At 71.9% G+C, this 24,777-nt stretch carries 25 protein-coding genes and 3 pseudogenes; 16 read left to right on the top strand and 12 right to left on the bottom strand.

Annotated features, from left to right (window positions below; all coding sequences use genetic code 11):
* The first annotated feature begins 62 nt into the window (after nucleotides 1–62).
* On the top strand, nucleotides 63–1,439 hold the full coding sequence (locus ACRWND_RS11620; protein ID WP_431948617.1) for a hypothetical protein: 1,377 nt from the start codon (nucleotides 63–65) through the stop codon (nucleotides 1,437–1,439).
* 6 nt (nucleotides 1,440–1,445) lie between these two features.
* On the opposite strand, the gene ACRWND_RS11615 is transcribed toward ACRWND_RS11620, so the two are convergent.
* Both ACRWND_RS11615 and ypfJ read right to left on the bottom strand, forming a co-directional pair.
* Nucleotides 1,446–1,856, bottom strand: coding sequence for a VOC family protein (locus tag ACRWND_RS11615; RefSeq protein ID WP_431948616.1), 411 nt, complete (start codon nucleotides 1,854–1,856; stop codon nucleotides 1,446–1,448).
* Between the two features lie 101 nt (nucleotides 1,857–1,957).
* Nucleotides 1,958–2,852 (bottom strand): annotated as a pseudogene (ypfJ, locus tag ACRWND_RS11610) (KPN_02809 family neutral zinc metallopeptidase).
* Between the two features lie 254 nt (nucleotides 2,853–3,106).
* On the opposite strand from ypfJ, the gene ACRWND_RS11605 reads away from it, so the two are divergent.
* The 8 genes and pseudogenes from ACRWND_RS11605 to amaP all read left to right on the top strand — a co-directional run bounded on the left by ACRWND_RS11605 (nucleotide 3,107) and on the right by amaP (nucleotide 8,879).
* Nucleotides 3,107–4,705, top strand: coding sequence for an ABC-F family ATP-binding cassette domain-containing protein (locus ACRWND_RS11605; protein WP_431948615.1), 1,599 nt, complete (start codon nucleotides 3,107–3,109; stop codon nucleotides 4,703–4,705).
* A gap of 377 nt (nucleotides 4,706–5,082) precedes the next feature.
* Nucleotides 5,083–5,304 (top strand): helix-turn-helix domain-containing protein, encoded by a 222-nt coding sequence (locus ACRWND_RS11600; RefSeq protein ID WP_018560612.1) that lies wholly within the window; start codon nucleotides 5,083–5,085, stop codon nucleotides 5,302–5,304.
* Nucleotides 5,305–5,425: 121 nt separating this feature from the next.
* Entirely contained in the window at nucleotides 5,426–6,217 is a 792-nt protein-coding gene (locus ACRWND_RS11595) for an enoyl-CoA hydratase/isomerase family protein (protein WP_431948614.1), read from the top strand.
* A 383-nt stretch (nucleotides 6,218–6,600) separates the two neighbouring features.
* Nucleotides 6,601–7,088 (top strand): annotated as a pseudogene (locus tag ACRWND_RS11590) (Asp23/Gls24 family envelope stress response protein).
* 32 nt (nucleotides 7,089–7,120) lie between these two features.
* Nucleotides 7,121–7,302: pseudogene (locus ACRWND_RS11585) on the top strand (hypothetical protein).
* Between the two features lie 9 nt (nucleotides 7,303–7,311).
* Complete coding sequence (locus ACRWND_RS11580; protein ID WP_431948613.1) at nucleotides 7,312–7,704, top strand: Asp23/Gls24 family envelope stress response protein; 393 nt, start codon at nucleotides 7,312–7,314, stop codon at nucleotides 7,702–7,704.
* The gene (locus ACRWND_RS11575) at nucleotides 7,701–8,303 is read left to right on the top strand and encodes a DUF6286 domain-containing protein (protein WP_431948612.1); all 603 of its coding nucleotides are present in this window, start codon (nucleotides 7,701–7,703) and stop codon (nucleotides 8,301–8,303) included. The genes ACRWND_RS11580 and ACRWND_RS11575 overlap by 4 nt, the downstream gene beginning before the upstream one ends.
* 6 nt (nucleotides 8,304–8,309) lie before the next feature.
* Entirely contained in the window at nucleotides 8,310–8,879 is a 570-nt protein-coding gene (gene amaP / locus ACRWND_RS11570) for an alkaline shock response membrane anchor protein AmaP (RefSeq protein WP_431948611.1), read from the top strand.
* A gap of 48 nt (nucleotides 8,880–8,927) precedes the next feature.
* Here amaP and ACRWND_RS11565 read toward each other — a convergent pair whose 3' ends face one another.
* The 4 genes from ACRWND_RS11565 to ACRWND_RS11550 all read right to left on the bottom strand — a co-directional run bounded on the left by ACRWND_RS11565 (nucleotide 8,928) and on the right by ACRWND_RS11550 (nucleotide 13,080).
* Nucleotides 8,928–10,721 (bottom strand): glycoside hydrolase family 15 protein, encoded by a 1,794-nt coding sequence (locus ACRWND_RS11565; RefSeq protein WP_431948610.1) that lies wholly within the window; start codon nucleotides 10,719–10,721, stop codon nucleotides 8,928–8,930.
* 108 nt (nucleotides 10,722–10,829) lie between these two features.
* Nucleotides 10,830–11,660 (bottom strand): SURF1 family cytochrome oxidase biogenesis protein, encoded by an 831-nt coding sequence (locus ACRWND_RS11560; RefSeq protein WP_431948609.1) that lies wholly within the window; start codon nucleotides 11,658–11,660, stop codon nucleotides 10,830–10,832.
* 95 nt (nucleotides 11,661–11,755) lie between these two features.
* Nucleotides 11,756–12,013 (bottom strand): hypothetical protein, encoded by a 258-nt coding sequence (locus ACRWND_RS11555; RefSeq protein WP_431948608.1) that lies wholly within the window; start codon nucleotides 12,011–12,013, stop codon nucleotides 11,756–11,758.
* Nucleotides 12,014–12,093: 80 nt separating this feature from the next.
* Nucleotides 12,094–13,080 carry a DEDDh family exonuclease gene (locus ACRWND_RS11550; RefSeq protein ID WP_431948607.1) on the bottom strand — a complete coding sequence of 329 codons (987 nt, stop codon included), beginning with the start codon at nucleotides 13,078–13,080 and terminating at the stop codon, nucleotides 12,094–12,096.
* An 819-nt stretch (nucleotides 13,081–13,899) separates the two neighbouring features.
* Between ACRWND_RS11550 and ACRWND_RS11545 the strand changes: the two genes are divergently transcribed.
* The 3 genes from ACRWND_RS11545 (at nucleotide 13,900) to moaA (ending at nucleotide 17,006) form a co-directional block, all read left to right on the top strand.
* Nucleotides 13,900–14,289 carry a DUF485 domain-containing protein gene (locus tag ACRWND_RS11545; RefSeq protein WP_431948606.1) on the top strand — a complete coding sequence of 130 codons (390 nt, stop codon included), beginning with the start codon at nucleotides 13,900–13,902 and terminating at the stop codon, nucleotides 14,287–14,289.
* Nucleotides 14,286–15,923, top strand: coding sequence for a solute symporter family protein (locus ACRWND_RS11540; RefSeq protein WP_431948605.1), 1,638 nt, complete (start codon nucleotides 14,286–14,288; stop codon nucleotides 15,921–15,923). Before ACRWND_RS11545 ends, ACRWND_RS11540 begins: the two co-directional genes overlap by 4 nt.
* A gap of 93 nt (nucleotides 15,924–16,016) precedes the next feature.
* Nucleotides 16,017–17,006, top strand: a complete 990-nt coding sequence (gene moaA / locus ACRWND_RS11535; RefSeq protein WP_431948604.1) for a GTP 3',8-cyclase MoaA — start codon at nucleotides 16,017–16,019, stop codon at nucleotides 17,004–17,006.
* Here the strand turns inward: moaA and ACRWND_RS11530 are convergent.
* Both ACRWND_RS11530 and ACRWND_RS11525 read right to left on the bottom strand, forming a co-directional pair.
* Nucleotides 16,989–17,222: a hypothetical protein gene (locus tag ACRWND_RS11530; protein WP_431948603.1), complete on the bottom strand. Its 234-nt coding sequence runs from the start codon at nucleotides 17,220–17,222 to the stop codon at nucleotides 16,989–16,991. The two genes, moaA and ACRWND_RS11530, sit on opposite strands and share 18 nt — an antisense overlap.
* Nucleotides 17,223–17,414: 192 nt before the next feature.
* Nucleotides 17,415–17,777 (bottom strand): DUF3099 domain-containing protein, encoded by a 363-nt coding sequence (locus tag ACRWND_RS11525; RefSeq protein WP_431948656.1) that lies wholly within the window; start codon nucleotides 17,775–17,777, stop codon nucleotides 17,415–17,417.
* A gap of 178 nt (nucleotides 17,778–17,955) precedes the next feature.
* Between ACRWND_RS11525 and ACRWND_RS11520 the strand changes: the two genes are divergently transcribed.
* Nucleotides 17,956–18,234 (top strand): GlsB/YeaQ/YmgE family stress response membrane protein, encoded by a 279-nt coding sequence (locus ACRWND_RS11520; protein ID WP_431948602.1) that lies wholly within the window; start codon nucleotides 17,956–17,958, stop codon nucleotides 18,232–18,234.
* Nucleotides 18,235–18,264: 30 nt separating this feature from the next.
* On the opposite strand, the gene ACRWND_RS11515 is transcribed toward ACRWND_RS11520, so the two are convergent.
* From ACRWND_RS11515 to ACRWND_RS11505, 3 genes are read right to left on the bottom strand one after another with little or no spacing between them, the layout of a single operon-like run.
* Nucleotides 18,265–18,843 (bottom strand): RNA 2'-phosphotransferase, encoded by a 579-nt coding sequence (locus tag ACRWND_RS11515; protein WP_431948601.1) that lies wholly within the window; start codon nucleotides 18,841–18,843, stop codon nucleotides 18,265–18,267.
* Nucleotides 18,844–18,866: 23 nt separating this feature from the next.
* On the bottom strand, nucleotides 18,867–20,258 hold the full coding sequence (locus tag ACRWND_RS11510; protein ID WP_431948600.1) for a metallopeptidase TldD-related protein: 1,392 nt from the start codon (nucleotides 20,256–20,258) through the stop codon (nucleotides 18,867–18,869).
* The gene (locus ACRWND_RS11505) at nucleotides 20,255–21,778 is read right to left on the bottom strand and encodes a TldD/PmbA family protein (RefSeq protein WP_431948599.1); all 1,524 of its coding nucleotides are present in this window, start codon (nucleotides 21,776–21,778) and stop codon (nucleotides 20,255–20,257) included. Before ACRWND_RS11505 ends, ACRWND_RS11510 begins: the two co-directional genes overlap by 4 nt.
* 205 nt (nucleotides 21,779–21,983) lie before the next feature.
* On the opposite strand from ACRWND_RS11505, the gene fabG reads away from it, so the two are divergent.
* From fabG to ACRWND_RS11490, 3 genes are all read left to right on the top strand, one after another.
* A complete protein-coding gene (gene fabG / locus ACRWND_RS11500; protein ID WP_431948598.1) occupies nucleotides 21,984–22,688 on the top strand; it encodes a 3-oxoacyl-[acyl-carrier-protein] reductase in 705 nt (234 codons plus the stop codon).
* Nucleotides 22,689–22,693: 5 nt separating this feature from the next.
* Nucleotides 22,694–23,461, top strand: a complete 768-nt coding sequence (gene fabI, locus ACRWND_RS11495; RefSeq protein WP_431948597.1) for an enoyl-ACP reductase FabI — start codon at nucleotides 22,694–22,696, stop codon at nucleotides 23,459–23,461.
* Nucleotides 23,462–23,737: 276 nt separating this feature from the next.
* Entirely contained in the window at nucleotides 23,738–24,088 is a 351-nt protein-coding gene (locus ACRWND_RS11490; RefSeq protein ID WP_431948596.1) for a hypothetical protein, read from the top strand.
* On the opposite strand, the gene ACRWND_RS11485 is transcribed toward ACRWND_RS11490, so the two are convergent.
* Nucleotides 24,069–24,749, bottom strand: coding sequence for a FadR/GntR family transcriptional regulator (locus ACRWND_RS11485; protein ID WP_431948595.1), 681 nt, complete (start codon nucleotides 24,747–24,749; stop codon nucleotides 24,069–24,071). The genes ACRWND_RS11490 and ACRWND_RS11485 overlap by 20 nt on opposite strands.
* Between the last annotated feature and the right edge of the window lie 28 nt (nucleotides 24,750–24,777).

The raw sequence follows: 24,777 nt of genomic DNA, 5'->3' as shown, positions 1-24,777 counted from the left end.
ATCTGTCGCGCTTCGGGGATGCTCGTTTGGGTTTCCGGGTGCTCACCCGCAAGACTGCTCCCGTGACGTCCCGTATCCCGCGAGACACTCCGCTGCGTCTTGTCCCGCGCAGGCCACTCGCCACCGCGCGCCGCGCCGCCACAGTGCGGCGAAGCCGCCCGCCGCGGCCGCCGGAGGGAATCCCGGCGCTGCCCGAGCTCGCCCGCCGTGCGCGCACCGAACTCTCGGACGCCGTGAGGCTGGCCCGCTGGGCCGACGCGCAGACCGCCGCCGCCCCCGGTAGCGCCGGGATACTGCGGGACCCCGACGTGCGGCGGGCCGTCGCCGCCCTGGGCATGACCGAGCGGCAGGTGCGCACGGCCTGGGACCGGGCCCGGCTGACGGGCCTGATCGAGCTGCACAAAGGGGGAACGGCCCGGCCCGGCTGGCGGTTGCGCGCCTGGGACCGCGACGACACCGCCGTGCTGCGCGGCTGGGTCGCGCTCTTCGACGCGTGGTCGCTCGCGCACCCGGCCGCGCTCGAGCCGGAGTGCGCCGACGTCGACCCCTCCCTCGTCGCCGAGGTCGTCGAGGCCGCCCCGCAGCTGCTCTCCCTGCTCCACCTCTCCTCCGGTCCCGTCGCCGTGGCCGTCCTGCTGGACCTCTTGCGGCAGCGCGTGGCCGAGCTGCGCACGGAGCGCCAGGAGCCCCCGGCCGGCGGCGGCCGCGACGAACTGCCCGCGCTGCTGGACTGGACGCTGGACGCGCTCGCACGCGTCGGCGCCCTTCGGCCCCGTGACCCGGCCCACCCCGGCGAGGTCACCATCACCGCCCTCGGCAGCTGGGCGGTGTGGGTGAAGCTGGAGCAGATCTGCGTGGCCGCGCAGGGCCCCGCCGGGCACTTCGAGCATTCCGCGGAAGACATGCTCAAGGCATGCATCGGAATGCCGCCCGGCGCCGCCCGCGACGAGTACAAGGCGTGGCTGGCCGCCCGTCCGGTGGCCCAGGCCGTGGGCGAGTTCCTGGACGTGGCGCGGGGCGACGACGCCCTGCTGCGCGCCCTGGCCTTCGAGGCGCTGCGGGTCGTCGGCGGCCCCGCGGAGCCCTCCGTCCGCGCCGTGGCCGACGAGGCCGGTCTGCGCCCCTATGCGCTGCTGTGGCTCGCCGAGCACGAAGGCGCGGACCCGGAGGACGTCGCCGCGCTGCTCACTCGCGAGGAGTCCACCTGGCTGTGGGTGGACACCGCCGCGGCCGTCGTCGACCACGGCGAGAGCCACCTGCTGGTGAGCCACCTCGAGACGGCCGTCCAGGGCTCGGTCACCCGCCTGCTGGAGGAGCTGCGCCACGCGGGCCACCCCCGCACCGTCCAGGTGCTGGTCGCGCTCGCCGCCGCGCACCCCGACCCTGCCCTGGCCAAGATGATCCGCAGGGCCGCCTTCCAGGTGCACACCGGTGTGTGACAGGGGCTACGTCGGCAGCCGCGGCGCGTAGGTGCCGAAGGACCAGAGATTGCCCTCCGGGTCGCGGGCCGTGTAATCCCGCGACCCGTAGTCGTGGTCGGTGAGCGGGAGCACGATCTCGGCTCCGGCGGCGACGGCGCGCTCATGATGGGCGTCGGCGTCCGCTACGACCACGTAGACCGACGAGGGGCCCAGCTCCGCGGCTACCTGACTGAACGCCGTGCCCGACCGCTCGCTGCCGAGCATCACCACGCCGTTTCCGTACGCCAGCTCCGCGTGCTGCACCGTGCCGTCCGCGCCTGCGTGGACCGCGACTTCGGTGAATCCGAACGCCTCCTCGAGGAAGGCGACGGCGGCCTTCGCGTCCTTGTAGCGCAGCGTCGGGCAGACGGTGGGCGCGGTCGCCTCGCGAGCCATGGTGATCACTCTCCCCTTCCGGGACTGACGGCCTGTGTGACATGGATCTCAGTCTGGCAGGGGGGTATGACAATGCCCCCGCCCGCGGACATTCCGGCCGGTCAGTGCCCGAATGTGTCGCAGTCGACGGGGTCGCCGGCGTTCAGCCCGGTGGCGAACCACTGCTGCCGCTGGGCGGACGAGCCGTGGGTCCAGGACTCCGGGGCCACCCGACCCTGCACCCGGGACTGGATCGCGTCGTCGCCGACTGCCGCGGCCGCGTCCAGCCCCCTGCGGATGTCCTCCTCGTCGAGGGCGCTGATCATCGGGCCGCCCGTGTCCTCGTCCGGAGTCCGTGTGGCGTTGTGCGCCCATACGCCCGCGTAGCAGTCGGCCTGCAGCTCCACGCGCACCGCGTTGCTGCCCGGCCCGGTGAGCCGGTCCTGCGCTTGGCCCAGGGTCCCCAGCAGGTTCTGCACGTGGTGACCGTACTCGTGGGCGACGACGTAGCTCTCGGCGAACGGCCCGCCCTGAGCGCCGAAGCGGCTGGTCAGGGTCGAGAAGAAGTCCAGGTCCAGGTAGACCTTGCGGTCCACCGGGCAGTAGAACGGCCCCGACGCCGGGTCGGCGACCCCGCACCCGGTGCGGATCGGCTGGTCGAAGAAGACGGTCGGCGCGGGTTCGTAGCTCATGCCGCGCTCGCGGAACTCCGACGCCCAGTACGCCTGCACGTTGTTGACCACCCCGACCATGCGGCAGTCCTGGCGCGAGTCGGCGTCCGCGCCGGTGCGGCAGCCCGCGGCGAGGTCCGAGCCCGAGGCGGTGCCCCGGGGCCTGGCCCGGAGGGTCGGAGGTCAGTCCCAGCTGGTCGGGACCGATACCGAAGATCAGCCCGATCACCAGGACGATCAGTCCGGCGAGGCCGCCCCCCACCAACCGGCCGCCACCGAACCGTCCGCCGCTTCGCCGATCCTCCACCTGGGACGTGTCGAGCGATGCGTCGTCGTCGAACTGCATACCTCCGATTATCGACGGTTCTTCCTCTCCGACCCTCTTGAGGCCCCTGCGGAGTCTTGGTTCCCTTGCGGCGCCGTGCGGCCCCCGCCCGGCCCCCGCCCGGCCCCTGGCTCGAAAGTCACTTGCCGGGCACCCGTGCCGCCCCCGGTAGACTGAGGCCATGGCAGTGATCCGCACGCATTAGACGGCGTCCGACCCGCGACCACCGCGACCACACGTCCGACTGCCGTCCGCACGCCCAGGAGCTTCTTCCCGTGATTACTGCCACCGGCATCGAGCTGCGCGCCGGAGCCCGCGTCCTCATCGAGTCCGCCTCCTTCCGGATCGCCCGCGGCGACCGTGTCGGCCTGGTCGGCCGAAACGGCGCCGGCAAGACCACCCTCACCAAGGTGCTCGCGGGCGAGGGCCTGCCCGCCGCCGGCACCGTCACGCGGTCCGGCGAGGTCGGTTATCTGCCCCAGGACCCGCGCACCGGCGACCTCGACGTCCTGGCCCGGGACCGCATCCTTTCCGCCCGCGGCCTGGACACCGTCCTGCGCAAGATGCGCGAGAACGAGGACCGGATGGCCAACGGCAAGGGCGCCACCCGCGACAACGCGATGAAGAAGTACGCCCGCCTGGAGACCGAGTTCCTCACCAAGGGCGGCTACGCCGCCGAGGCCGAGGCCGCCACCATCGCCGCCGCCCTGGGCCTGCCGGACCGTGTGCTCGCCCAGCCGCTGCACACCCTGTCCGGCGGTCAGCGCCGCCGGGTCGAGCTGGCCCGCATCCTGTTCTCGGACGCCGACACCCTGCTGCTCGACGAGCCGACCAACCACCTCGACGCCGACTCCATCCTGTGGCTGCGGGACTTCCTCAAGACCTACCGCGGCGGCTTCATCGTCATCTCCCACGACATCAACCTGGTCGAGACGGTCGTCAACAAGGTCTTCTACCTCGACGCCAACCGGTCCCAGATCGACGTCTACAACATGGGCTGGAAGCAGTACCTCACCCAGCGCGAGGCCGACGAGAAGCGCCGCAAGCGCGAGCGCGCCAACGCCGAGAAGAAGGCGGCGGCGCTCAACGCCCAGGCCGACAAGATGCGCGCCAAGGCCACGAAGACCGTGGCCGCGCAGAACATGGCACGCCGCGCCGACAAACTGCTCTCGGGTCTCGAGGAGGTGCGGCAGTCCGACAAGGTCGCCAAACTGCGCTTCCCCGACCCCGCGCCGTGCGGCAAGACCCCGCTGACGGCCGAGGGCCTGTCCAAGTCGTACGGCTCGCTGGAGATCTTCACCGACGTCGACCTGGCCATCGACAAGGGCTCCCGGGTCGTCATCCTCGGTCTCAACGGAGCCGGCAAGACGACGTTGCTGCGGCTGCTGGCGGGTGTGGAGCAGCCCGACACCGGCAAGGTCGTCCCCGGCCACGGCCTCAAGCTCGGCTACTACGCCCAGGAGCACGAGACCCTGGACCCCGACCGGACCGTGCTGGAGAACATGCGCTCCGCGGCGCCCGACATGGACCTGGTGGCCGTCCGCAAGATCCTCGGCTCCTTCCTCTTCTCCGGCGACGACGTGGACAAGCCCGCCGGCGTGCTGTCCGGCGGCGAGAAGACCCGGCTCGCGCTGGCCACCCTCGTCGTCTCCAGCGCCAATGTGCTGCTGCTCGACGAGCCCACCAACAACCTCGACCCGGCCAGCCGCGAGGAGATCCTCGGCGCGCTGCGCACCTTCACGGGCGCGGTCGTTCTCGTCACCCACGACGAGGGCGCGGTGGAGGCGCTGCAACCCGAGCGCATCATCCTCCTGCCCGACGGCGTCGAGGACCTGTGGGGCCAGGACTACGCCGACCTCGTCGCGCTCGCCTGACCCACCGGCACCCGTGGCGGATCATCCGTGTGGATCACTCCACGGGATCATTCGGCCGACGGGTGATCCTTCATCTGTGTGATACGGACTCGTACTGCGGCGTGGGAATCGTGCGAAAAACCGGACGTACGGATCGATCAGCCGCCTCGCAGGGGGCCGCTCCGCGCCCGCCCTGATGACCTGCCCTTTTTCCGCCGCGCCTCGAAAAGATCCCGCACGCGCCGGGCGGAATGTCGGATTCCACCCCTGTGTCGCCGCATGCCCGCGTCAATGCTGCGCCGGATGTTGTCACACGGACCTTGCCGAATGGGTGGCCAGGAAGTCTCCTAGGGGTGATCATGAGAGTCACAGAGCGCACTTCCCTAGAGGAGGCACGGGTGGCCGAGACTCTGAAGAAGGGCAGCCGGGTGACCGGCGCCGCGCGCGAAAAGCTCGCGGCAGACCTCAAGAAGAAGTACGACGGTGGAGCAAGCATCCGGGCGCTGGCCGAGGAGACCGGCCGTTCGTACGGCTTCGTCCACCGGATGCTCAGTGAGTCCGGCGTGACCCTGCGCGGGCGCGGCGGAGCGACACGGGGCAAGAAGGTTTCCACGGCCTGACAGCAGCGGTGCGCCTGGCGCAGCGGTGCTCAGTCGTGGCAGGGCCACCCGGTCGTGGGAAAGCGTCGACCGGGTGGTTACTCTTCGGTAATCCAGACTGCGGATCGCCCGGAGGTGCCCGATGTCCGACCCCACTGTGCTGCTGGAACGCGACGGCGTACGACTCGTGGCGGAGGGTCATGTCGCCACCGTCACCCTGTGCAACGCGGTCAAGCGCAACGCCCAGTCCCCTGCCATGTGGCGGGCCCTGGTCGAGGCCGGCCGGCTGCTTCCGGGCAGCGTACGGGTCGTCGTGCTGCGTGCGGAGGGGCTGTCGTTCTCCGCGGGGCTGGACCGGCAGGCCTTCACGCCGGAGGGCTTCGACGGCGAGCCGTCGTTCCTCGACCTCGCCCGCGCTTCGGAGGGCGAGCTCGACGCGACGATCGCCGAGTACCAGTCGGCCTTCACCTGGTGGCGGCGGAACGACATCCTTACCATCGCCGCTGTGCAAGGGCATGCCATCGGGGCCGGTTTCCAACTGGCCCTCGCCTGCGACCTGCGCGTCGTCGCCGACGACGCGCAGTTCGCGATGCGCGAGACCAGCCTGGGCCTGGTACCCGATCTCGCCGGCACCAAGCCGCTGACCGAGCTGGTCGGCTACGCCCGGGCGCTGGAGATCTGCGCCACGGGGCGCTTCGTCGACGCCTCGGAAGCCACGGCCATCGGCCTGGCCAACGTTCTTGTCCCGGCGGCCGAGCTGGACGCCACCGTCAAGGACCTGGTGGGCGCCCTGCTGGCCGCGCCGCGCGACGCGCTGATCGAGACCAAGGCCCTGCTCCGTGAGGCCTGCGGCCGGACGTACGAGGAGCAGCGCGCCGCCGAGCGCGCTGCGCAGGGGCGCCGCCTGCGGGACCTGGCGGGCGTGGGCGAGTAGTCGTGCCGGCGCCGGTGAGCCGCCCGCGACGTCCGGTCCGCGGCCGGCTGGGCCGTGACCGCGTGAGGGCGGTCCGCGGCCGCCGCCCGAAGGGAAGCGCGCGTCCGGTGGAAGCGGTCGTCAGCGGCGGTGTGCAGGTGGCTGCGGCCGGTGTGCGGGCGGTTCTTCCCGCCCGCCGACCGGCCCGGATTTCGGCTGCGCACCAGCCGACCGGTCCTCGGTCGACGGCCGCCTCCTTCGCCCACCGTGCTGTCCGCGCCGGGCCGCCGCCCGAGGTCCCTGATTGCCGCATCCTCGCGGCGTGAAAGGGCGTGCCCACTTAGTGTGGGGCGCGGAGCGGCCCGTACCGCTCCTGCGCCGCAGATCCGAAGAGAAGAGGTGCGATGACCGAGACCGCTCAGCAGGCGGAAGGGGGCCGGACCCTGGAGAAGGGCACCAGCCCGGCCGGCGACGGCACGCCGGGGCGGCGGGCGCCCCTGGGCGATCCCGCGACGCGCGGCCGGACCACCATCGCGGACGGTGTCGTCGAGAAGATCGCCGGGCTCGCGGCGCGCGACGTGGAGGGCGTGCACGCCCTCGGCTCCGGCGTCTCCCGCGGCTTCGGCGCGGTCCGCGACCGCGTGCCGGCGGCAGGTCCGTGACGCGGGGGGTGCGGGCCGAGGTCGGCGAGGTGCAGGCCGCCCTCGACCTGGACATCGTCGTCGACTACGGGGTCTCCATCGTGGCGGTGGCGCACGCGGTCCGGGAGAACGTCATCGCGGCCGTGGAACAGATGACCAGCCTGGAGGTCATCGAGGTCAACATCGCGGTGGGCGACGTGAAGCTTCCCGAGGACACGGACGACACCGACCAGGAGCAGCGGGTCCAGTGACAAGTCTCCAGGAGGGGAGCCGTGAGCGGACGATGAGCATGGCCGTGCTCGGCTTGATCGTCGGGATGGCGCTCGGATTCGCCGGGTACTTCGGCGGTTCGCGGCCTTCCTGCTGGTGGCGGCCCTCGGCGCCGTCGGCTTCTGCGCCGGGCGGTTCCTCGACGGCGACCTGGAGCCCGGGGAGTTCTTCCGCGTGCGCGACCGGAGGCGGTGAGCCCCGCAGATGACGGCAGCCGTGCCGACGTCCCCGACGCCTCCCGCGCCGCCGCTCGCCCCAGCGGAGCGCGGCTCGCTGCGCCTCGCCGACCGCGTGCTGGCGAAGATCGCCGCCCAGGCCGCCCGCGAGGCCCTCGCCGACGCGCCGGGCGGGGAGTACGTGCCGCGCGGCGCGCGGCAGCAGGCCGGTGTCTCCGTCCACCGCGAGCAGGTGTTCGTGCGCCTTAGCGTCGAACTCGGCTACCCGGTGGACATCGCCTCGGTGTGCCGATCGGTCCGCCGTCATGTGATCGCCCGCGTCCAGGAGCTGACCGGCACGGCGGTCCTCGGGGTGACCGTCGAGGTCGAGCGGCTGCACTCACGGGCCGTCCACCTCGCGCGGGAGGCGAAAGTCCGGTGAGCGAGCTCCGCCCGGCGCCGGCGCCGGCGCCGTCCGCGCCGCTGTCGCCGCCCCCGGCCCACCGGCGGCGCTTCTGGTCCCCGCGCCGGCTCCCGGCCGCGATCGCCGCCGCCCTCCTGGCCGTCGCCGCCGGGCTGCTGCTCTACGACATCGCCGCCGTACGCGCCGGGCGGCCCGCGGCGGCCTGGCGCCGCAACACCGCTGACGCACTGGCCACCCGTCCGCTGGACGACCCGTGGATCCTCGCCGGGGCGTGCGCCGCGGTCGTGCTCGGGCTGTGGCTGCTCGTGCTGGCCGCCACCCCCGGGCTCCGCGACCTGCTCACCATGCGCACCGCAACAGGGCCCGTACGGGCCGGGCTCGACCGCCGCGCCGCCGAACTCTCCCTGCGCGACCGCGCGGTGGAGGTCTCCGGCGTGCGCTCGGCACAGGTGACGGTCACCCGCCGCACCGCCACGGTGCGCGCCGTGATCGCCTTTCGCGCGACAGAGGCGGTCCGCGCCGACCTGGCGGCTGTCCTGGCCGAGGCCGTGCGTGAGCTGGGCCTCGTCCGGCCGCTCCGCCTCACGCTGCACGTCCGCCGCATGGGCCAGGGGTGAGGCTCGGTGCGCGCCGCGGTCAACCGTGTCGTCCTCGCCCTCGCCGGGCTGGCCCTGCTGCTGGTCGGCGCCGTCGTGCTGAGCTGCGCGACAGGACTGCTGCGACGCCCGTACAGCGGACCGGACGACGTGCTGCTCAGCAAGGACGACCGGACCCGTTACGCGGACGCCTCATGGTGGTGGCCCGTGGTCCTCGCCGTTCTGGCGCTTTCGGTGCTGTGCGCCCTGTGGTGGCTGCTCGCCCAGGTGCGCGACCGCACACTGCGCCGGGTGGCGGTGGACGCCGACGACGACGGCGTGGCCCTGCTGCGCGGCCGCGCCCTGGAGGAGGTCGTCGCCGCCGATGCCGAGCAGCTTCCGGGCGTCGACTGCGCCACCACCTTGGTGACGGGTACGCCCACCGCGCCCCGTGTGCGGCTGGAACTCGCCCTGTCCCCGAACGCCGTCCCCGTCGACGTCCTCACCGGACTCGACGCCGCCGTCCTGGAGCGGGCCCGGGCCGGCGCCGGACTTCCCCCGCTCCCCGCCGAGGTGCGGCTGCGCGCCGTCACCCACCGCGCTGCCCGCGTCAGCTGAACGGGTCGGCGGACGGCATGCCCGCCCGTCAGCACGGCGTCCGCGGAGTCATCGTGCCCCTCCGCGGCCGGACAGCGTGAGCGCGGTGTTGACCAGGCCGATGTGGCTGAATGCCTGGGGGAAGTTGCCGAGCTGGCGCTTCGCGTCCGGATCCCACTCCTCGGCCAGCAGACCCACGTCGTTGCACAGGCCCAGCAGCCGTTCGAACAGCAGTCGGGCCTCGTCGGCGCGGCCGATGCGGTGCAAGGCGTCGGCGAGCCAGAACGAGCAGGCCAGGAAAGCGCCTTCCCCGCCGGGCAGCCCGTCCACGCTGCTGTCCTCCAGGGTGTAGCGGCGGACGAAGCCGCCGTGGTCCAGCTCGCGGCGTACCGCCTCCACCGTCCCGACCACCCGGCTGTCGCTGACGGGCAGGAAGCCCACCTGAGGGATGAGCAGGGTCGCCGCGTCGAGCTCCTTGGAGCCGTAGTACTGCGTGAAGGTGTTGCGTTCGGGGTCGAAACCCCTGCGGCAGACCTCTCGGTGGACCTCGCCGCGCATCGCCCGCCAGAAGTCCACGTCGCCGAAGAGGTGGGGCCGCGCCTCCAGCGTGCGCACCGCCCGGTCGGCGGCCGCCCAGGCCATCACCTTGGAGTGCACGAAGTGCCGTCGTTCGCCGCGCACCTCCCACAGGCCCTCGTCGGGATCGCGCCACTTGCTCTTTAGGAAGTCCATCAGCGCGCGCTGCACCGCCCAGGCGTGCGGTCCGTCGCGAAGCCCGAAGCTGCGGGCGAGGAAGAACGAGTCGAGGACCTCGCCGTAGACGTCCAGCTGGAGCTGCCGGGCAGCGGCGTTGCCGATCCGGACCGGCAGTGAGGCCTCGTAGCCCGCCAGCCAGTCCAGCTCCTGCTCGGGCAGCCGGCGCTCGCCCGCAAGCCCGTACATGATCTGCAGGTCTGCGGGGTCGCCGGCGACGGCGCGCAGCAGCCAGTCGCGCCACTGGTAGGCCTCCTGGAGGTAGCCGGTCTCCACCAGCACGTTCAGGGTGAGCGTCGCATCGCGCAGCCAGCAGTAGCGGTAGTCCCAGTTCCGCACCCCGCGGATCTCCTCGGGCAGCGAGGTGGTCGCCGCCGCGACGATGCCGCCGCTGGGCGCGTACGTGAGTGCCTTGAGGGTGATCAGCGAACGCAGCACCGCGTCCCGCCAGGGACCGTCGTAACGGCACCTGGCCGACCAGGCCCGCCAGTCCGCGCAGCTCTGCTCCAGTGCCCGGAAGGGGTCGACAAGGCGAGGCCGGCGCTCGTGGGAGGGGTGCCAGGTCAGGACGAAGGCCACCCGCTCGCCCTCGGCGACGGCGAAGTCGGCGTGGGTCGCGAAGTCCTTGCCGTACGCGGGCACCTGGGGCTCGGCGCGCAGCCACACCGAGTCCGGGCCGGCGATCGCCACACGGTGGCCGTCGGTGCGGCGCATCCAGGGGACGACCCGCCCGTAGTCGAAGCGCAGCCGCAGCTCGATGGTCATCGCCACACGCCCGCGCACGCCTTCGACGATGCGCATGACATCCGGCGCGCGATCGCGCTGCGGCATGAAGTCGATCACCTTGGCGGTGCCTTCGTGCGTCTCCCACACACTTTCCAGCACCAAGGTGCCCTCGCGGTACGAGCGGCGCGTGCACGGTTCCTCGCGCCGGGCCGAGGCCGGGGCGATCCGCCAGTTGCCGTTCTCCTCGTCGCCCAGCAGCGCGGCAAAGCACGCTCCGGAGTCGAAGCGCGGCAGGCACAGCCAGTCGATGGAGCCGCTCCTGGAGACCAGCCCGACGGTCTGCAGGTCGCCGATGATCCCGTAGTCCTCGATCGGTGCCGCCACGGCCGGCCTCCGTCTCTCCCCCGTACGCCCTCGTGCGGATCCCGCGAGGCCCCGCCGGCTGCCCGCGCGGTCCCGCGAGGATCCCGCCCTACGAGGGTGCCCCGGAGGCTAGGACGACGCGACCGCAGCGGCGGCGGCGGGCTCGGCCGTACCGCCCGCCTGCGCCGCCGTGTCGCGGGCGGCGAGCCGCTCCCGGCGCTCCCGGCGGACGAGGACGGCCCAGCCGACCGGCACCATGGCGGTGAACAGCCACCACTGGATCGCGTAGCCCATGTGCATGCCGATGCTGCTGTGGTCGGGGTCCGGGATCAGCTCGGGCTGCCGCCCGGTGGGCCTGGGGGACGTCGAGGCCAACTCGAGGTAGCCGCCCACCGGCCGCTCGGCGGTCGGCAGGTCCTGGGCCACCAGCTCGCTGTTGATCAGCATGATCATCCGGTCGGGCAGTCCGCCCTTGTTCCGGATGCCGGTCGTCGCGGTGGTCTCGTCCGGGCGCAGCCGCCCGGTGACGGTGACCTCGCCGGACGGCGCTGCGGGAACCCTCGGAAACGTCCTCAGGTCGGAGCCGGCCGGGATCCAGCCCCGGTTGACCAGCACCGACCGGCCGTCGGCCAGGACCAGCGGGGTGATCACGTGGTAGCCGATGCTGTCCCCGTCCGCGGCGGTGCGCTGGCGGGCGACCACCTCGTGCGCGGTGTCGTAGCGCCCGGTCGCGGTGACCGTGCGGTAGACCTCGCGCTTCGGCACGTCCGCGCCGGGGGCGGTCAGCGACTCCACCGGCACGGGCTTCGCCGCGAGGTTGTCCGCGATCAGGTGGTTGCTGGCCACCCGGCGCTCGTGGCGGTGCAACTGCCAGAAGCCCAGCTTGACCATGACGGGCATCAGCAGCAGTGCGATGAGGGTGAGGATCACCCACTGCCGGGACAACAGGAAGCGGTACACCCCATGACCGTACAACTCGGTCGCGGGACGCTCTCCGCAGGGGTCGCCCGCGATGCGGCGCGTCCGCCCGGATCAGGGGTCGGCGGCCACCGGGATCAGCCGGCGCCACCCGGCAGCGAGCCGACCCGGTCGACGATGCCGCTGCGGCCCTCCGCCTTGGAGCAGTGCCCCCCGCAGTACCAGTGGCCGTCGACCTCGACCCCGTGGCCGACGATCCGCACGCGGCAGTGCTCGCAGATGGGCGCCATCCGGTGGATGGCGCACTCGAAGCTGTCGAAGACGTGCACGGCTCCCTGGGCGTGCACCTCAAAGCTCATCGCGTAGTCGTTTCCGCATACCTCGCATCGGGCCATGGGGCCCAGGGTGAGGGCCGTGCCGAGGACCGGCAATCGGTGACCGGGTGCGTCGCCTCCGCACCACTCGAACGGCGGCGTCAGCCGTGGACGTCCGGAGCGGGGGCGACGTCCCCCAGCAGTTCGGCGAAGCGGCGCTCGTCGACGACCGGGGTACCGAGCTGCCGGGCCCGCACGGCCTTCGTGGTGAGCGCGCCCGGGTCGTTGGTCACCAGGAGGCTGGTCAGCCGGCTCACCGAGGAGGACACATGCAGACCCGCCTCGGTGGCGCGGTCCTCCAGCAACTCGCGCTCGATGCTCGTGTCGCCCGAAAAGGCGACCCGCATCCCCTGGACGAGGCGTCCCCCGGCCTCCAGCCGCCCTGGGTTGGGATAGGGGCAGGCCGGCCGCTTCCGTGAGGGCCGCCAGCTCATCGGCCGGTAGGTGCTGCCGTAGCCCGCGGAAGCCGACTGCCGGGGGACGGCCGCGTCGACCCACTCCGTCAAGGGGCGGCAGGCGTGCAGCGGCAACGGGAGCCCGTCCGCCGCCGCCTGGCGCAGGCTGGGGCGGAACACCTCCGCCAGCACGCGCGCGTCGTCCAGCGCATGGTGGGCGCGCTGCTGGACGACGCCGAAGTGCGCCGCCAGGGACTCCAGCTTGTGGTTGGGCAGCGGCAGCGCCAGGGCCTTGGAGAGCACGATGGTGCACAGCCGGTGCTGTACGCGCGCCACGGTGCCCGCCCGCGCGAACTCCCGGGCGAGCATGGACCAGTCGAAGACCGCGTTGTGGGCGACGAACACCCGGCCCGACAGCCGTTCCGCCAGCTCGGCGGCGACCTCGCCGAAGAGGGGGGCGTCGGCCAGCGTCTCCGACGTGAGGCCGTGGATCCACACCGGACCCGGGTCCCGCTGCGGGTTGACGGGGGTGTACCAGTGGTCCTGCACCTCACCGCGCGCGTCCAGCCGGTAGACGGCCGCGGACACTATCCGGTCATCGCGGCCGAGGCCTGTCGTCTCGACGTCCACGACGGCGTATCCGTCGGGGTAGGCCTGGGGCCACGACGGTTGCGGGAGCTGAGGCGCGTGCATGGAGGAACACAATACGGGCGGTTGCCGACAGCGCCTGCCGCCACCCGCCCCGGCACACCGCCGGGTGCCGGGGCGGGTGCGCGCGGACGCCTTCTGTGCCCGTGTGCCCGGGCTGAAGCCCGGCGACCTGGTCGTCGCGCCCTTCGTGTGGTCCGACGGCGCGTGCGACTACTGCGCGGAGGGCCTGACGACCGTGGCGAGTGCCCTCGTCATCCTGCCGGCCCGCGGTCTCGGCCGCGTTCGTCAAGAGCCGGCATCCGCATGCCTGGCTGGAGCAGTCGCCAGTGGATGCCCAAGGCGCAGGCCGACGCCCCCGGACGCCCGAAGGGGCTGTATGAGGTCGCGCGGATAGGCGGGGTGGAGAAAGGAGCGGGTCGAGTGGGACGCCCGCCCCGCCACGGGGCGGATTCGCCCTGGCCGCCGTCGGAGCCGACCTGGCCCCAGAAACCGCCGTCCGGGCAGGAGGCCGTGGAACCGACGGGTCTCGCGAGGGCGCCGCGCCCTCCCGGCAATGGAGCCATGGGATCACCCATCGTCCAAGGACCTGTCCAGGCGCCTGGGTTCCCTGGACGGGTGCATGACGAGAGAAGCTCTCGCCGTCGTCGGCGCGCTATCAACGGATTGGTGCAAAAAGCTCACGATCCTGTCGCCGAAGAACAGTCAGTTCTCAACTCCCGCCCTCTGTCGAAGGCCGTGGTCGCGCATTTACCATGCGCGGGTCCGATCATTGCGTGACGTAGCTCACGTCGGCGCCGCCGTGCGCCGGCGGAGGCGCGTCATGTGCTCGCGCCCCTCAGACTCCGCCCCACAGGAGGCATCGTGGACCCCGCACGACCGTCGGCAAGCTCCGGTCCGCCGTCTGCCGACTCGTACGCCGAGGTGCAGGCGAGCGCGGAGTTCGCCCAACTGCGCCGCTCGTACCGCTCGTTCGCGTTCCCGCTCACGGTCGCGTTCATCACCTGGTACCTGCTGTACGTCCTGCTGTCGAACTACGCCGGCGGCTTCATGGACACCAAGGTGGTGGGCCACATCAATGTCGCCCTCATCTTCGGTCTCGCGCAGTTCGCCACCACCTTCGGCATCGCCGTCTGGTACTCGCGGCACGCTAACGCCAAGCTCGACTCCCGCGCGGACGCCATCAAGGCGCGCCTGGAAGGCCCCGGCGCCCGGGGCACCGACGACACCGAGAGCACGGAGGCCACCGCATGACCGCGCTGCACACCACGGGAGTCCAGGTGGTCGCGGTGGGGGCGAGCGAACACCGGCCGCTGATCATCACCCTGTTCTCGGTCTTCGTCGTCGCGACGCTCGCCATCACCGTCTGGGCGGGCCGCCAGACCAAGGACGCCACCGACTTCTACGCCGGCGGCCGCTCCTTCAGCGGCTTCCAGAACGGCCTCGCCATCTCCGGCGACTACATGTCGGCCGCGTCCTTCCTCGGCATCGCCGGGTCCATCGCCCTCGTCGGCTACGACGGCTTCCTCTACTCCATCGGCTTCCTCGTCGCCTGGCTGGTGGCGCTGCTGCTCGTCGCCGAACCGCTGCGCAACTCCGGCCGGTTCACCATGGCCGACGCCCTCGCCTTCCGGCTGCGGCAGCGCCCGGTGCGCACGGCCGCGGGCATCTCGACCATCGTCGTCAGCATCTTCTACCTGCTGGCCCAGATGGTGGGGGCGGGTGCTCTGGTGGCCCTGCTGCTCGGCATCACCGGCGAGGGTCCGCGCCGTCTGATCGTCATCCTGGTCGGCGTCGTCATGGTGCTGTACGTGACCATCGGCGGCATGAAGGGCACCACCTGGGTGCAGATGGTCAAGGCGGTGCTGCTGATCGGCGGGACCCTGCTGATCACCTTCCTGGTCTTCGCCAAGTTCAACTGGAACCTGTCCTCGCTGCTCGGCGCCGCCGCGGAGAAGAGCGGCAAGGGAGCGGCCTTCCTGGAGCCGGGCCTCAAGTACGGCGTCACCTCGACCTCGAAGATCGACTTCATCTCTCTGGGCCTGGCGCTCGTCCTCGGCACGGCCGGCCTGCCGCACATCCTGATCCGCTTCTACACCGTGCCCACCGCCCGGGCCGCCCGCACCTCGGTGAACTGGGCGATCGGCATCATCGGCTGCTTCTACCTGATGACGATCGCGCTGGGCTTCGGGGCCGCCGCCCTGCTCACCCCGGAGACGATCACAACCTCCAACGCCGCCGGCAACACCGCGGCCCCGCTGCTCGCCCAGGAGATCGGCGGCGGCGCGGGCTCCACGGGCGGCGCGATCCTGCTCGCGGTGATCTCCGCGGTGGCCTTCGCCACCATCCTCGCCGTGGTCGCGGGGCTCACCCTCGCCTCCTCGTCCTCCTTCGCGCACGACTTGTACGCCAACGTCATCCGCAAGGGCACGGCGAGCGAGAAGGAGGAGGTCGCGGCGGCGAAGATCGCCGCGATCGCCATCGGGGCCGTGTCGATCCTGCTCGGCATCTTCGCGGGGAAGCTCAACATCGCCTTCCTCGTCGCCCTGGCATTCGCGGTCGCGGCATCCGCCAACCTGCCGACGCTTCTCTACAGCCTGTTCTGGAAGCGCTTCAACACCACCGGGGCGCTGTGGAGCATCTACGGCGGTCTGGTCACCTCGGTGTTCCTGGTCGTCTTCTCGCCCGTGGTGTCGGGCAAGGAGACCGCGATGTTCCCGGGCGTGGACTTCCACTGGTTCCCGCTGGAGAACCCCGGGATCGTCTCCATCCCCGTCGGTTTCCTTCTCGGCGTGGTGGGCACGCTCCTGTCCAAGCCGGAGGAGGACGCGGACCGCAAGTACGCGGAGCTGGAGGTCCGGTCCCTCACCGGAGCGGGAGCACATTGAACAACCTGTTGAACGTCGGTGCCGTCCCGTAGGCTGCGAAGTAGCGGGACGGCACCGCCGTCTCATCGACCAGGCCCAAAGGGGAGGCGCGCCGTGCTGATCGACACGTACGGCAGGGTCGCGACCGACCTGCGGGTCTCGCTGACCGACCGGTGCAATCTGCGCTGCACCTACTGCATGCCCGAGGAAGGGCTGCAGTGGCTCGGCAAGCCCGAGCTGCTCACCGACGACGAGATCGTCCGGCTGGTGCGGATCGCCGTCACCCTGCTCGGCGTCAAGGACGTCCGCTTCACCGGCGGCGAGCCCCTGCTCCGCCCCGGCCTGGTCGGCATCGTCGAGCGCTGCGCGGAGCTGGAGCCTCGTCCGAAGCTCTCACTCACCACCAACGGCATAGGCCTCGCCCGGACCGCCCCCGCGCTGCGCGGGGCCGGGCTGGACCGGGTGAACGTCTCCCTGGACACCCTGCGCCCCGATGTCTTCCAGACCCTCACCCGCCGCAAGCGGCACGACGACGTCATCCGCGGCCTGGAGGCGGCGCAGGCCGCCGGCCTGACCCCGGTCAAGGTCAACACCGTGCTGATGCGCGGCGTCAATGACGACGAGGCTCCCGACTTGCTGGCCTGGGCCCTGGAGGGGGGCTACGAACTGCGCTTCATCGAGCAGATGCCGCTCGACGCCCAGCACGGCTGGCAGCGCAGCGACATGGTCACCGCACAGGAGATCCTGGAGAGCCTGCGGACCCGCTTCACGCTGACCGCCGAGCCCGACGAGGCCCGCGGTCACGCCCCGGCCGAACGCTGGCTGGTGGACGGCGGCCCAGCCAGGGTCGGCGTGATCGCCTCCGTCACACGGCCCTTCTGCAGGGCCTGCGACCGCACCCGGCTCACCGCCGACGGCCAGGTGCGCAACTGCCTGTTCGCGCGCGAGGAGACCGATCTGCGCGCGGCGCTCCGCTCGGGCGGTTCGGACGAGGAGATCGCCGAGTTGTGGCGTACCGCGATGTGGGGCAAGAAGGCGGGTTCCGGGTTGGATGATCCGGCGTTTTTGCAGCCTGAGCGGCCTATGTCAGCGATCGGTGGCTGAGTTCGCTTCCCAGTCCTCGAGGGGCACGACGTCCTTGAGGAAGCCGCGCACACCGAGGAACGATGACAGGGACTCGCGGTGCTCCCCGCACGCCAGCCAGGTCTTGCGGCGCTCGGGAGTGTGGATCTTCGGGTTGTTCCAGGCCAGCACCCACACGGCGGGAGCGCGGCAACCCTTGGCGGAGCAGATCGGCGATTCGTCGTTCACGAGCCCCATCCAAACATGGCGACGCCGGGCAGCCACGGGGGGAGCCGCCCGGCGTCGGTCCGTCGCTCCGACGGGGGATGCGGAGCGCGTACGAAGTATGTCACGCGGAAAGGCCCGCAGTGCAGTGGATCCTCGTGATTGATCTGAGCTTTTCTTGAGCTTCGGGACGAGGTGAGACAGCGGAGGGGCAGGGCGAACGCGTCAGCTTCGACCGGAGCGGGCGCGTCCGCCATCCTCCGGATGCCATGCGGCCGGCGCCCCTGCTTCACCGGGGCCGAGTGCCGGCGGCGCCGGCGGCGCGATCCGTGCCGGGGGCAGCCCCGGCGCGTTCTCCCGCCCGGCGTTGGCGATGACGACCGCGACGTACGGCAGCACCAGGCCGAGCACGAGCGCGATCCAGGCCAGAGGGGTCGACACCTGCCACAGGAGGACCGCCAGGATGAACGACAGGGTGCGGATCGACATCGAGATGATGTAGCGCCGCTGCCTTCGGCGGACGTCCTCGGTGAGCCCTGCCGCGGTCCCGGTGATCCGGAAAACCTCAGTACCGCTCCGCTTCCGCATCACGTTCCACCACCTGCTCGAAGCGCCGGAAGCCACCCGCATCCGGCACGATCCACGTTACGCCGCGAGTCCGTCGCAGTGGAGACCGGGGAGGCCGCCGCCGTGTGACAGCACCCGCCTTACGGCGTATGGCCGCCTTCGGCATGCGGCGTACCCGGACCGCGCCGAGACTGGCCGCATGAACTGGATCTGGGCGATCATCGTCGGCATCGTGCTCGGCTTCCTGGCGAAGCTGCTCCTGCCGGGGAAGCAGGACATCCCGTGGTGGCTGACCATCATCTGCGGCATCCTCGGCGCCTTCCTGGGCAATGCTGTCGCAGGATGGATCGGCGTACGGCACACCAGCGGCGTCGACTGGATCCGCCATGTGCTGCAGATCCTCGGCGCGATCCTCGTGGTCGCCGTGATCACCCCGCTGTGGGCCTCGATCCGCGGCAGGCGGCGGACGGCGACCTGACCGGCGGCGCGCCCTGGAAGGGCGCGCCGCTCAGTGGGCGTGCGGCCGCAGATGCGTCGGCGGCACCAGGTCGGTGAGCCAGACGTCGTTGGCGCTGACCCGGAAGACATGACCCGTGGCGGCCAGCCCCGCCGCGTCCACCGCCAGCACCACGGGACGGCCGTGCCGCGCACCGACGCGCACGGCCGTCTCCACGTCCGCGGAGAGGTGGACGTCCTGCCGGGACATCGGCTTGAGCCCCTCGCGCAGCACGATCGGCAGGGTGGCGCTCGCTGTGCCGTGGAAGAGGACGGCCGGCGGCTCCGCCGGCGCCAGTCCGAGGTCGACCTCGACCGAGTGCCCCTGACTGGCCCGGATCCGCCGCCCGTCCTCCGAGAAGGCGAACCGCTTCTTGTTGTTGGTGGCCACGACGTGGTCGAGGTCGGCGCGCGAGAAACCGGGGGCGCCTCCCGGCGAAGCCGGGGGGAGGCTCGCCCGGCGGGACGCGGCGATCAGCTCGTGCACATCCACCCAGCCGGCCGCGTCGAGGGTGATCCCGATCGACGCCGGGTCGTGCCGCAGCACCCGCGCCAAGAACTTCGAGACCTTGACCGTCCGCTTCTCGTCCATTGCTCTGCCCCCCGTCGTCCCGGTCAGACGCCCTGACTGACCGAGCTCATGTTGAAGTCCGGGACCCGCATCGCCGGGAACGCGGCCCGGGTGAACCAGTCGCTCCACTCGCGCGGCAGCGTCCGCTCGGTGCGGCCCACCTCGGTAGCACGGCCCAACAGGTCGACCGGCGACTCGTTGAACCGGAAGTTGTTCACCACACCGGTCACCTCGCCGCCCTCCACCAGGTAGACCCCGTCCCGGGTCAGCCCCGTCAGCAGCAGGGTGGCCGGATCCACCTCGCGGATGTACCACAAGCACGTCAGCAGCAGACCGCGCTCGGTGTCCGCCACCATCTCCTCCAGCGACCGCTTGCCGCCGCCGTCGAGGATCAGGTTGCCCGCGGAAGGCGCGAAGGGCAGTCCGGTCAGACCTGCGCTGTGCCGGGTGGTGGACAACCGGCTGAGGACGCCCTCGCTGACCCAGTCGGTGGCCTCGACCGGCAGGCCGTTGTCGAAGACCGACGCGGCGTCACTCGAGGCGTGCGCGATCACGAACGGCGCCGACTCCAGCCCAGGTTCGGCCGGGTCGCTGCGTAGCGTCAGCGGCAGTTCCGAGAGCTTCTCGCCGAGCCGGGTGCCTCCGCCGGGACGGCTGAAGACCGTACGGCCCTCCACCGCGTCCCGGGCGGCCGCGCTCCACTGCTGGTAGATCATCAGATCCGCCACGGCAGACGGGGGCAGCAGCGTCTCGTACCGTCCGGCCGGCAGGTCGATCCGCCGCTCGGCCCAGGCCAGGCGCTGCGCGAGGTCGGCGTCGAGGGCCTCCGGGTCGACGTCGGTGAAGTCGCGGGTGGCGGCGCCGGCCCACGCCGAGCGGGACATGTCCCCGGACTTGGCGTTGAGTTCCAGGGTGCCGCTCGGCTGGTCGTGACGGAGTCGCAGCCCCGAGGAGGTGCCCAAGTAGGTGGAGGTGACGGAGTGGTACGCGAAGCCGTACAGCCGCCGGCCGCCGGCCCGGGCCGTGCCGAAGGCCTCGCCCAGGGCGGGTGCGAAGTCGGCGAACACCTCCGAGGAGGTCTCGGCCGGCGCCTCCGTGAACCTGGTGCTCGCCGGCACCCCCTCGACCAGCGGCTGGGCGTCCTCGGCGGGCCCGGCGGCACGCGCGGCCGCCTCGGCGGCCCGCACCAGCGGCTCCAGTTCGTCCGCGGTGACCGCGGCGCGGGACACCACGCCCGAGGCGGTGCCCTGGGAGCCGTTCACCGTGGCGATCACGGTCAGGGCGCGGCTGCGGGTCACACCGTTGGTCGTCAGGGCGTTGCCCGCCCAGCGCAGATTGGCCGAGGAACTCTCGTCGGCGATGACGACGCAGCCGTCCGCCCGGGACAGTTCCAGGGCGCGCTCGACGATCTCGTGGGGCTTGGAAACGGAGCTCATCGACCGGCCTCCTGCGTGGTGTTGAGGATGTTGACGCCGCGGAAGAGCGCGGAGGGGCAGCCGTGCGAGACCGCGGCGACCTGGCCGGGCTGGGCCTTGCCGCAGTTGAAGGCGCCGCCCAGGACGTAGGTCTGCGGCCCGCCGGCGGCCTCCATGGAGCCCCAGAAGTCGGTGGTGGTGGCCTGGTAGGCGACGTCGCGCAGCTGCCCGGCCAGCCGGCCGTTCTCGATCCTGAAGAAGCGCTGGCCGGTGAACTGAAAGTTGTAGCGCTGCATGTCAATGGACCACGAGCGGTCGCCCACGACGTAGATGCCGCGCTCGACGCCGCCGATCAGTTCCTCGGTCGACGGCCCGTCCGGTGCGGGCTGCAGCGACACATTCGCCATCCGCTGCACGGGGACATGACCGGGGGAGTCCGCGTAGGCGCAGCCGTTGGAGCGCTCGAAGCCGGTGAGCCGGGCGGTCCTGCGGTCGAGCTGGTAGCCGACCAGGACGCCGTCCTTCACCAGGTCCCAGGACTGCCCGGCGACCCCCTCGTCGTCGTAGCCGATGGTGGCCAGGCCGTGCTCGGCGGTGCGGTCGCCGGTGACGTTCATGTGCCGGGAGCCGTACCGCAGCGTGCCCAGCTGGTCGAAGGTGGCGAAGGAGGTGCCCGCGTAAGCCGCCTCGTAGCCCAGCGCGCGGTCGAGCTCGGTGGCGTGGCCGATGGACTCGTGGATGGTCAGCCAGAGGTTCGAGGGGTCGACCACGAGGTCGTACGAGCCCGCCTCCACCGACGGCGCCGCCATCTTCTCCGCGAGCAGCCCGGGGATCTCCGCGAGCTCCGCGTCCCAGTCCCAGCCGGTGCCGGTCAGGTACTCCCAGCCGCGTCCGGCCGGCGGCGCGAGGGTGCGCATCGAGTCGAAGTCCCCGGACCGCGGATCCACCGCGACGGCGGTCAGCTCGGGGTGGATCCGCACACGCTGCTGGGTCGTGGTCGTCCCCGAGGTGTCCGCGTAGAACTTGTTCTCATGGACGGCCATCAAGGAGGCGTCGACGTGCGACACGCCGTCGGCGGCCAGCAGGCGCCCGCTCCACTCGGACAGCAGACCCGTCTTGTCGGCATCGGGCACCCCGAAGGGGTCGATGTCGTACGAGGAGACCCACACCCGGTCCGCGTGGACCGGCTCGGCCGCCAGCTCCACGCGTTCGTCGGAGCCCGCCGCCGCGATCACCTTGGCCGACAGCTTCGCCATCGCCACCGCCTGCCCGGCCACCCGGGCCGCGGCGTCCATCGTCAGGTCGACGCCGGAGGCGAAGCCCCACGCCCCGCCGTGCACCACGCGCACCGCATAGCCGACGTCCGTGCTGTCCGACGAGCCGGAGGCTTTGCCGTCCCGCAGCCGCCAGGAAGCGCTGCGCACCCGCTCGAAGCGGAAGTCGGCGTGCTCGGCGCCCAGAGCGCGGGCGCGTGCCAGCGCCGCGTCGGCGAGCGCCCGGAGCGGCAGCGCCAGGAATGACTGATCGACCTCGTGGGGCACGACGGCCTCCCCTTCTGTCCAGTCGTCAACGTCCTCCAAGTCTCCCGCAGTGAATCATGCCGCTCTGACAATCCGCCCGCCTGCGGTTTTCTGTAGAGACTCGACAGCGACTCGCGTACGCCCCTGTCGGGGGTCGATTCCCCGTACCGCGACGTAGGCAGATAGTTTTCTGGAGTACCAGCACCTCTAGGGAAAGGGTGATCCGTTGAGCCGCTCGGTTCTCGTCACCGGAGGAAACCGTGGCATCGGCCTCGCCATCGCCCGAGCGTTCGCCGACGCGGGCGACAAGGTGGCCGTCACCTACCGCTCGGGTGAGCCCCCGGAGGGCTTCTTCGCCGTCAAGTGCGACATCACCGACGGTGAGCAGGTCGAGCAGGCGTTCAGGGAGATCGAGGCACAGCAGGGTGCGGTCGAGGTGCTGGTGGCCAACGCCGGCGTCACGCGCGACCAGCTGCTGCTGCGGATGTCCGACGACGACTTCACGTCCGTCCTGGACACGAACCTGACCGGCACCTTCCGCGTGGTCAAGGCCGCGGCACGGAAGATGCTGCGCGCCCGCAAGGGCCGCATCGTGCTGATCTCCTCCGTCGTGGGACTGCTCGGCTCGGCCGGTCAGGCCAACTACGCCGCGTCCAAGGCCGGCCTCGTCGGCTTCGCGCGCTCGCTGGCCCGCGAGCTCGGCTCCCGCAACATCACCGTCAACGTGGTCGCCCCCGGCTTCGTCGACACCGACATGACTCGCGTGCTCACCGACGAGCAGCGGGCGAACATCGTCGGCCAGGTTCCGCTGGCCCGTTACGCGCAGCCCGAGGAGATCGCCGCCTCGGTCCGCTTCCTCGCCTCCGAGGAAGCCGCTTACATCACCGGAGCCGTCATTCCCGTCGACGGCGGATTGGGCATGGGTCACTGAGCATCATGAGTGGAATTCTCGCTGGAAAGCGCATCCTCATCACCGGCGTGCTGACGGAGTCCTCCATCGCCTTCCACACGGCGAAGCTCGCCCAGGAGCAGGGCGCGGAGATCATCCTGACGGCGTTCCCGCGGCCCACGCTGACCGAGCGCATCGCCAAGAAGCTGCCCAAGCCGGTCAAGGTCATCGAGCTCGACGTCACCAACGAGGAGCACCTCGCCTCGCTCGCCGACGTCGTCCGCGAGGAGCTCGGCGGCCTCGACGGCGTCGTCCACTCCATCGGCTTCGCGCCGCAGGACGCCCTCGGCGGCAACTTCCTCAACACGCCGTTCGAGTCCGTCGCCACGGCGATGCACGTCTCCGCTTACTCGCTGAAGGCGCTCACCATGGCCTGCCTGCCGCTGATGCAGGACGGCGGCTCGGTCGTCGGCCTCACCTTCGACGCGCAGTTCGCCTGGCCGCAGTACGACTGGATGGGCCCGGCCAAGGCGGCGCTGGAGGCGACCTCCCGCTACATCGCCCGGGACCTCGGCAAGCAGAACATCCGCTGCAACCTGATCTCGGCCGGTCCGCTCGGCTCCATGGCCGCCAAGTCCATCCCGGGCTTCGGGGATCTCGCCGACGTCTGGAACCACCGTTCCCCGCTCGAGTGGGACCTCTCCGACCCCGAGCCGGCCGGCCGTGGGGTCGTCGCGCTGCTGAGCGACTGGTTCCCCAAGACCACGGGCGAGATCGTCCACGTCGACGGCGGTCTGCACGCCATCGGCGCGTAGCGCTCGCACCGCCGGCGAAGGCGGGAGGCGGGACCGAACGAGGTGCGGGGGAGCCGCGCCGACCGGTGGTCCGCGACCCGCTCGGCGCCCGCTCGCACGGGCCGCCGACGGCCCCTTCGCGTACGGCCCTGGCACCGCCTTCGGGTGACGCCGGGGCCGTACGCGCGTTCGGGGCCGTGTCCCTCATTCGGCCCACCAGACCGGGTGGCCGCACATCCTGGCCGCGAGGATGGCTGTGCGGGGGAGCCGGGGGTGAGTGGAGGGAGGGCGTGCATCGTGCGTGCCTACGTGCGTCCGCGCGCGGCCGCCTGTGTGTGCGCCGCGGCGGCGGTCGCGGTGCTGGTCGCGGGTGCGGGCCCGGCTGCCGCGGCGGCGGCCGGAGCCGCGGCACGGCTGCCGGGCGTCGCGGAGTGCCGGACCTCGGTACGGGGCGGCGAGGGCGTCGCCGTGTGCTTCAACCCCGACCCTGACCTGGACCGCGTCCAGCTGCACATCGAGTGCCTCCGATGGTGGGACCCCGACGTGGACGGCGCTTCGGTCCCGGTCGGACCTGCCCAGACCGTCACCCTCAGCGACCGGTGCTGGAAGGAGATCCAGGAGATCTGGGTCAGCGGGAAGCTGGGCTGAAGCGGCAGCTGAACGCGTGCGCCGAGGCCTCGCCGGAGGCGGCCTCCGGATCGCCGGCCCGGATCGCCTCGACCAGCCGCGCATGGTCCACGTGCTGCTCGGGGCGCAGCTCCTCGCCGACGTCCGCGCGCAGGAAGGCGCGCAGCACCTCTCCGAGGTCGGCGTAGAGCTCGACGACCACGTCGTTGTGCGAGGCCGCCACGACGGACAGGTGCAGTGCCGCGTCGGCGTCGACGAAGGCGTCGGCGCTGCCGGACTCCCAGGCCCGTTCCCTCCGGGTCAGGGCCGCGTCCAGCTGCTTCAGGTCGCGGTCCGTGCGCCGCCGCGCGGCGAGCGCGGCCGCGGCCGCCTCCAGGGCGCTGCGCAGCTCGGCCACGTGCTGCGGATCGGAGTCGGCGAAGCGGCGGTGCATCACCCCGGCCAGCTCGCTGGTCGCCAGCACATACGTGCCGGACCCCTGCCGGATATCGAGCAGTCCGTTGTGGGCCAGCGCCCGGACCGCCTCGCGGACGGTGTTGCGGGCCACTCCGAGCTGCTCGACCAGCTGGTTCTCGGTGGGGATCCGGAACCCCACCGGCCATTCACCGGAGGTGATCTGGGCGCGCAGCTGCGCGATCACCTGGTCGGCCAGGGCGGAGCGCCGAGGCGAGGTCAGGGGCATGGGCTCTCATTCATCCCATCATCCTATG

Source organism: Actinacidiphila sp. bgisy167, from assembly GCF_965342175.1.
Taxonomy (GTDB): Bacteria; Actinomycetota; Actinomycetes; order Streptomycetales; family Streptomycetaceae; genus Actinacidiphila.
This window is presented reverse-complemented; position numbering and strand designations above follow the sequence as displayed.

Excerpts from the sequence above, each read along its gene's own strand:
- ACRWND_RS11515 (WP_431948601.1), bottom strand. The coding sequence starts at position 18,843 with ATGGACGAGAAGCGGACGGTCAAGGTCTCGAAGTTCTTGGCGCGGGTG.
- ACRWND_RS11540 (WP_431948605.1), top strand. The coding sequence starts at position 14,286 with ATGACCGCGCTGCACACCACGGGAGTCCAGGTGGTCGCGGTGGGGGCG.
- ACRWND_RS11615 (WP_431948616.1), bottom strand. The coding sequence starts at position 1,856 with ATGGCTCGCGAGGCGACCGCGCCCACCGTCTGCCCGACGCTGCGCTAC.
- fabI (WP_431948597.1), top strand. The coding sequence starts at position 22,694 with ATGAGTGGAATTCTCGCTGGAAAGCGCATCCTCATCACCGGCGTGCTG.
- ACRWND_RS11485 (WP_431948595.1), bottom strand. The coding sequence starts at position 24,749 with ATGCCCCTGACCTCGCCTCGGCGCTCCGCCCTGGCCGACCAGGTGATC.
- ACRWND_RS11525 (WP_431948656.1), bottom strand. The coding sequence starts at position 17,777 with ATGCGGAAGCGGAGCGGTACTGAGGTTTTCCGGATCACCGGGACCGCG.
- ACRWND_RS11530 (WP_431948603.1), bottom strand. The coding sequence starts at position 17,222 with ATGGGGCTCGTGAACGACGAATCGCCGATCTGCTCCGCCAAGGGTTGC.
- ACRWND_RS11510 (WP_431948600.1), bottom strand. The coding sequence starts at position 20,258 with ATGAGCTCCGTTTCCAAGCCCCACGAGATCGTCGAGCGCGCCCTGGAA.
- ACRWND_RS11555 (WP_431948608.1), bottom strand. The coding sequence starts at position 12,013 with ATGGCCCGATGCGAGGTATGCGGAAACGACTACGCGATGAGCTTTGAG.
- ACRWND_RS11580 (WP_431948613.1), top strand. The coding sequence starts at position 7,312 with ATGACGGCAGCCGTGCCGACGTCCCCGACGCCTCCCGCGCCGCCGCTC.
- ACRWND_RS11550 (WP_431948607.1), bottom strand. The coding sequence starts at position 13,080 with ATGCACGCGCCTCAGCTCCCGCAACCGTCGTGGCCCCAGGCCTACCCC.
- ACRWND_RS11595 (WP_431948614.1), top strand. The coding sequence starts at position 5,426 with ATGTCCGACCCCACTGTGCTGCTGGAACGCGACGGCGTACGACTCGTG.
- ACRWND_RS11520 (WP_431948602.1), top strand. The coding sequence starts at position 17,956 with ATGAACTGGATCTGGGCGATCATCGTCGGCATCGTGCTCGGCTTCCTG.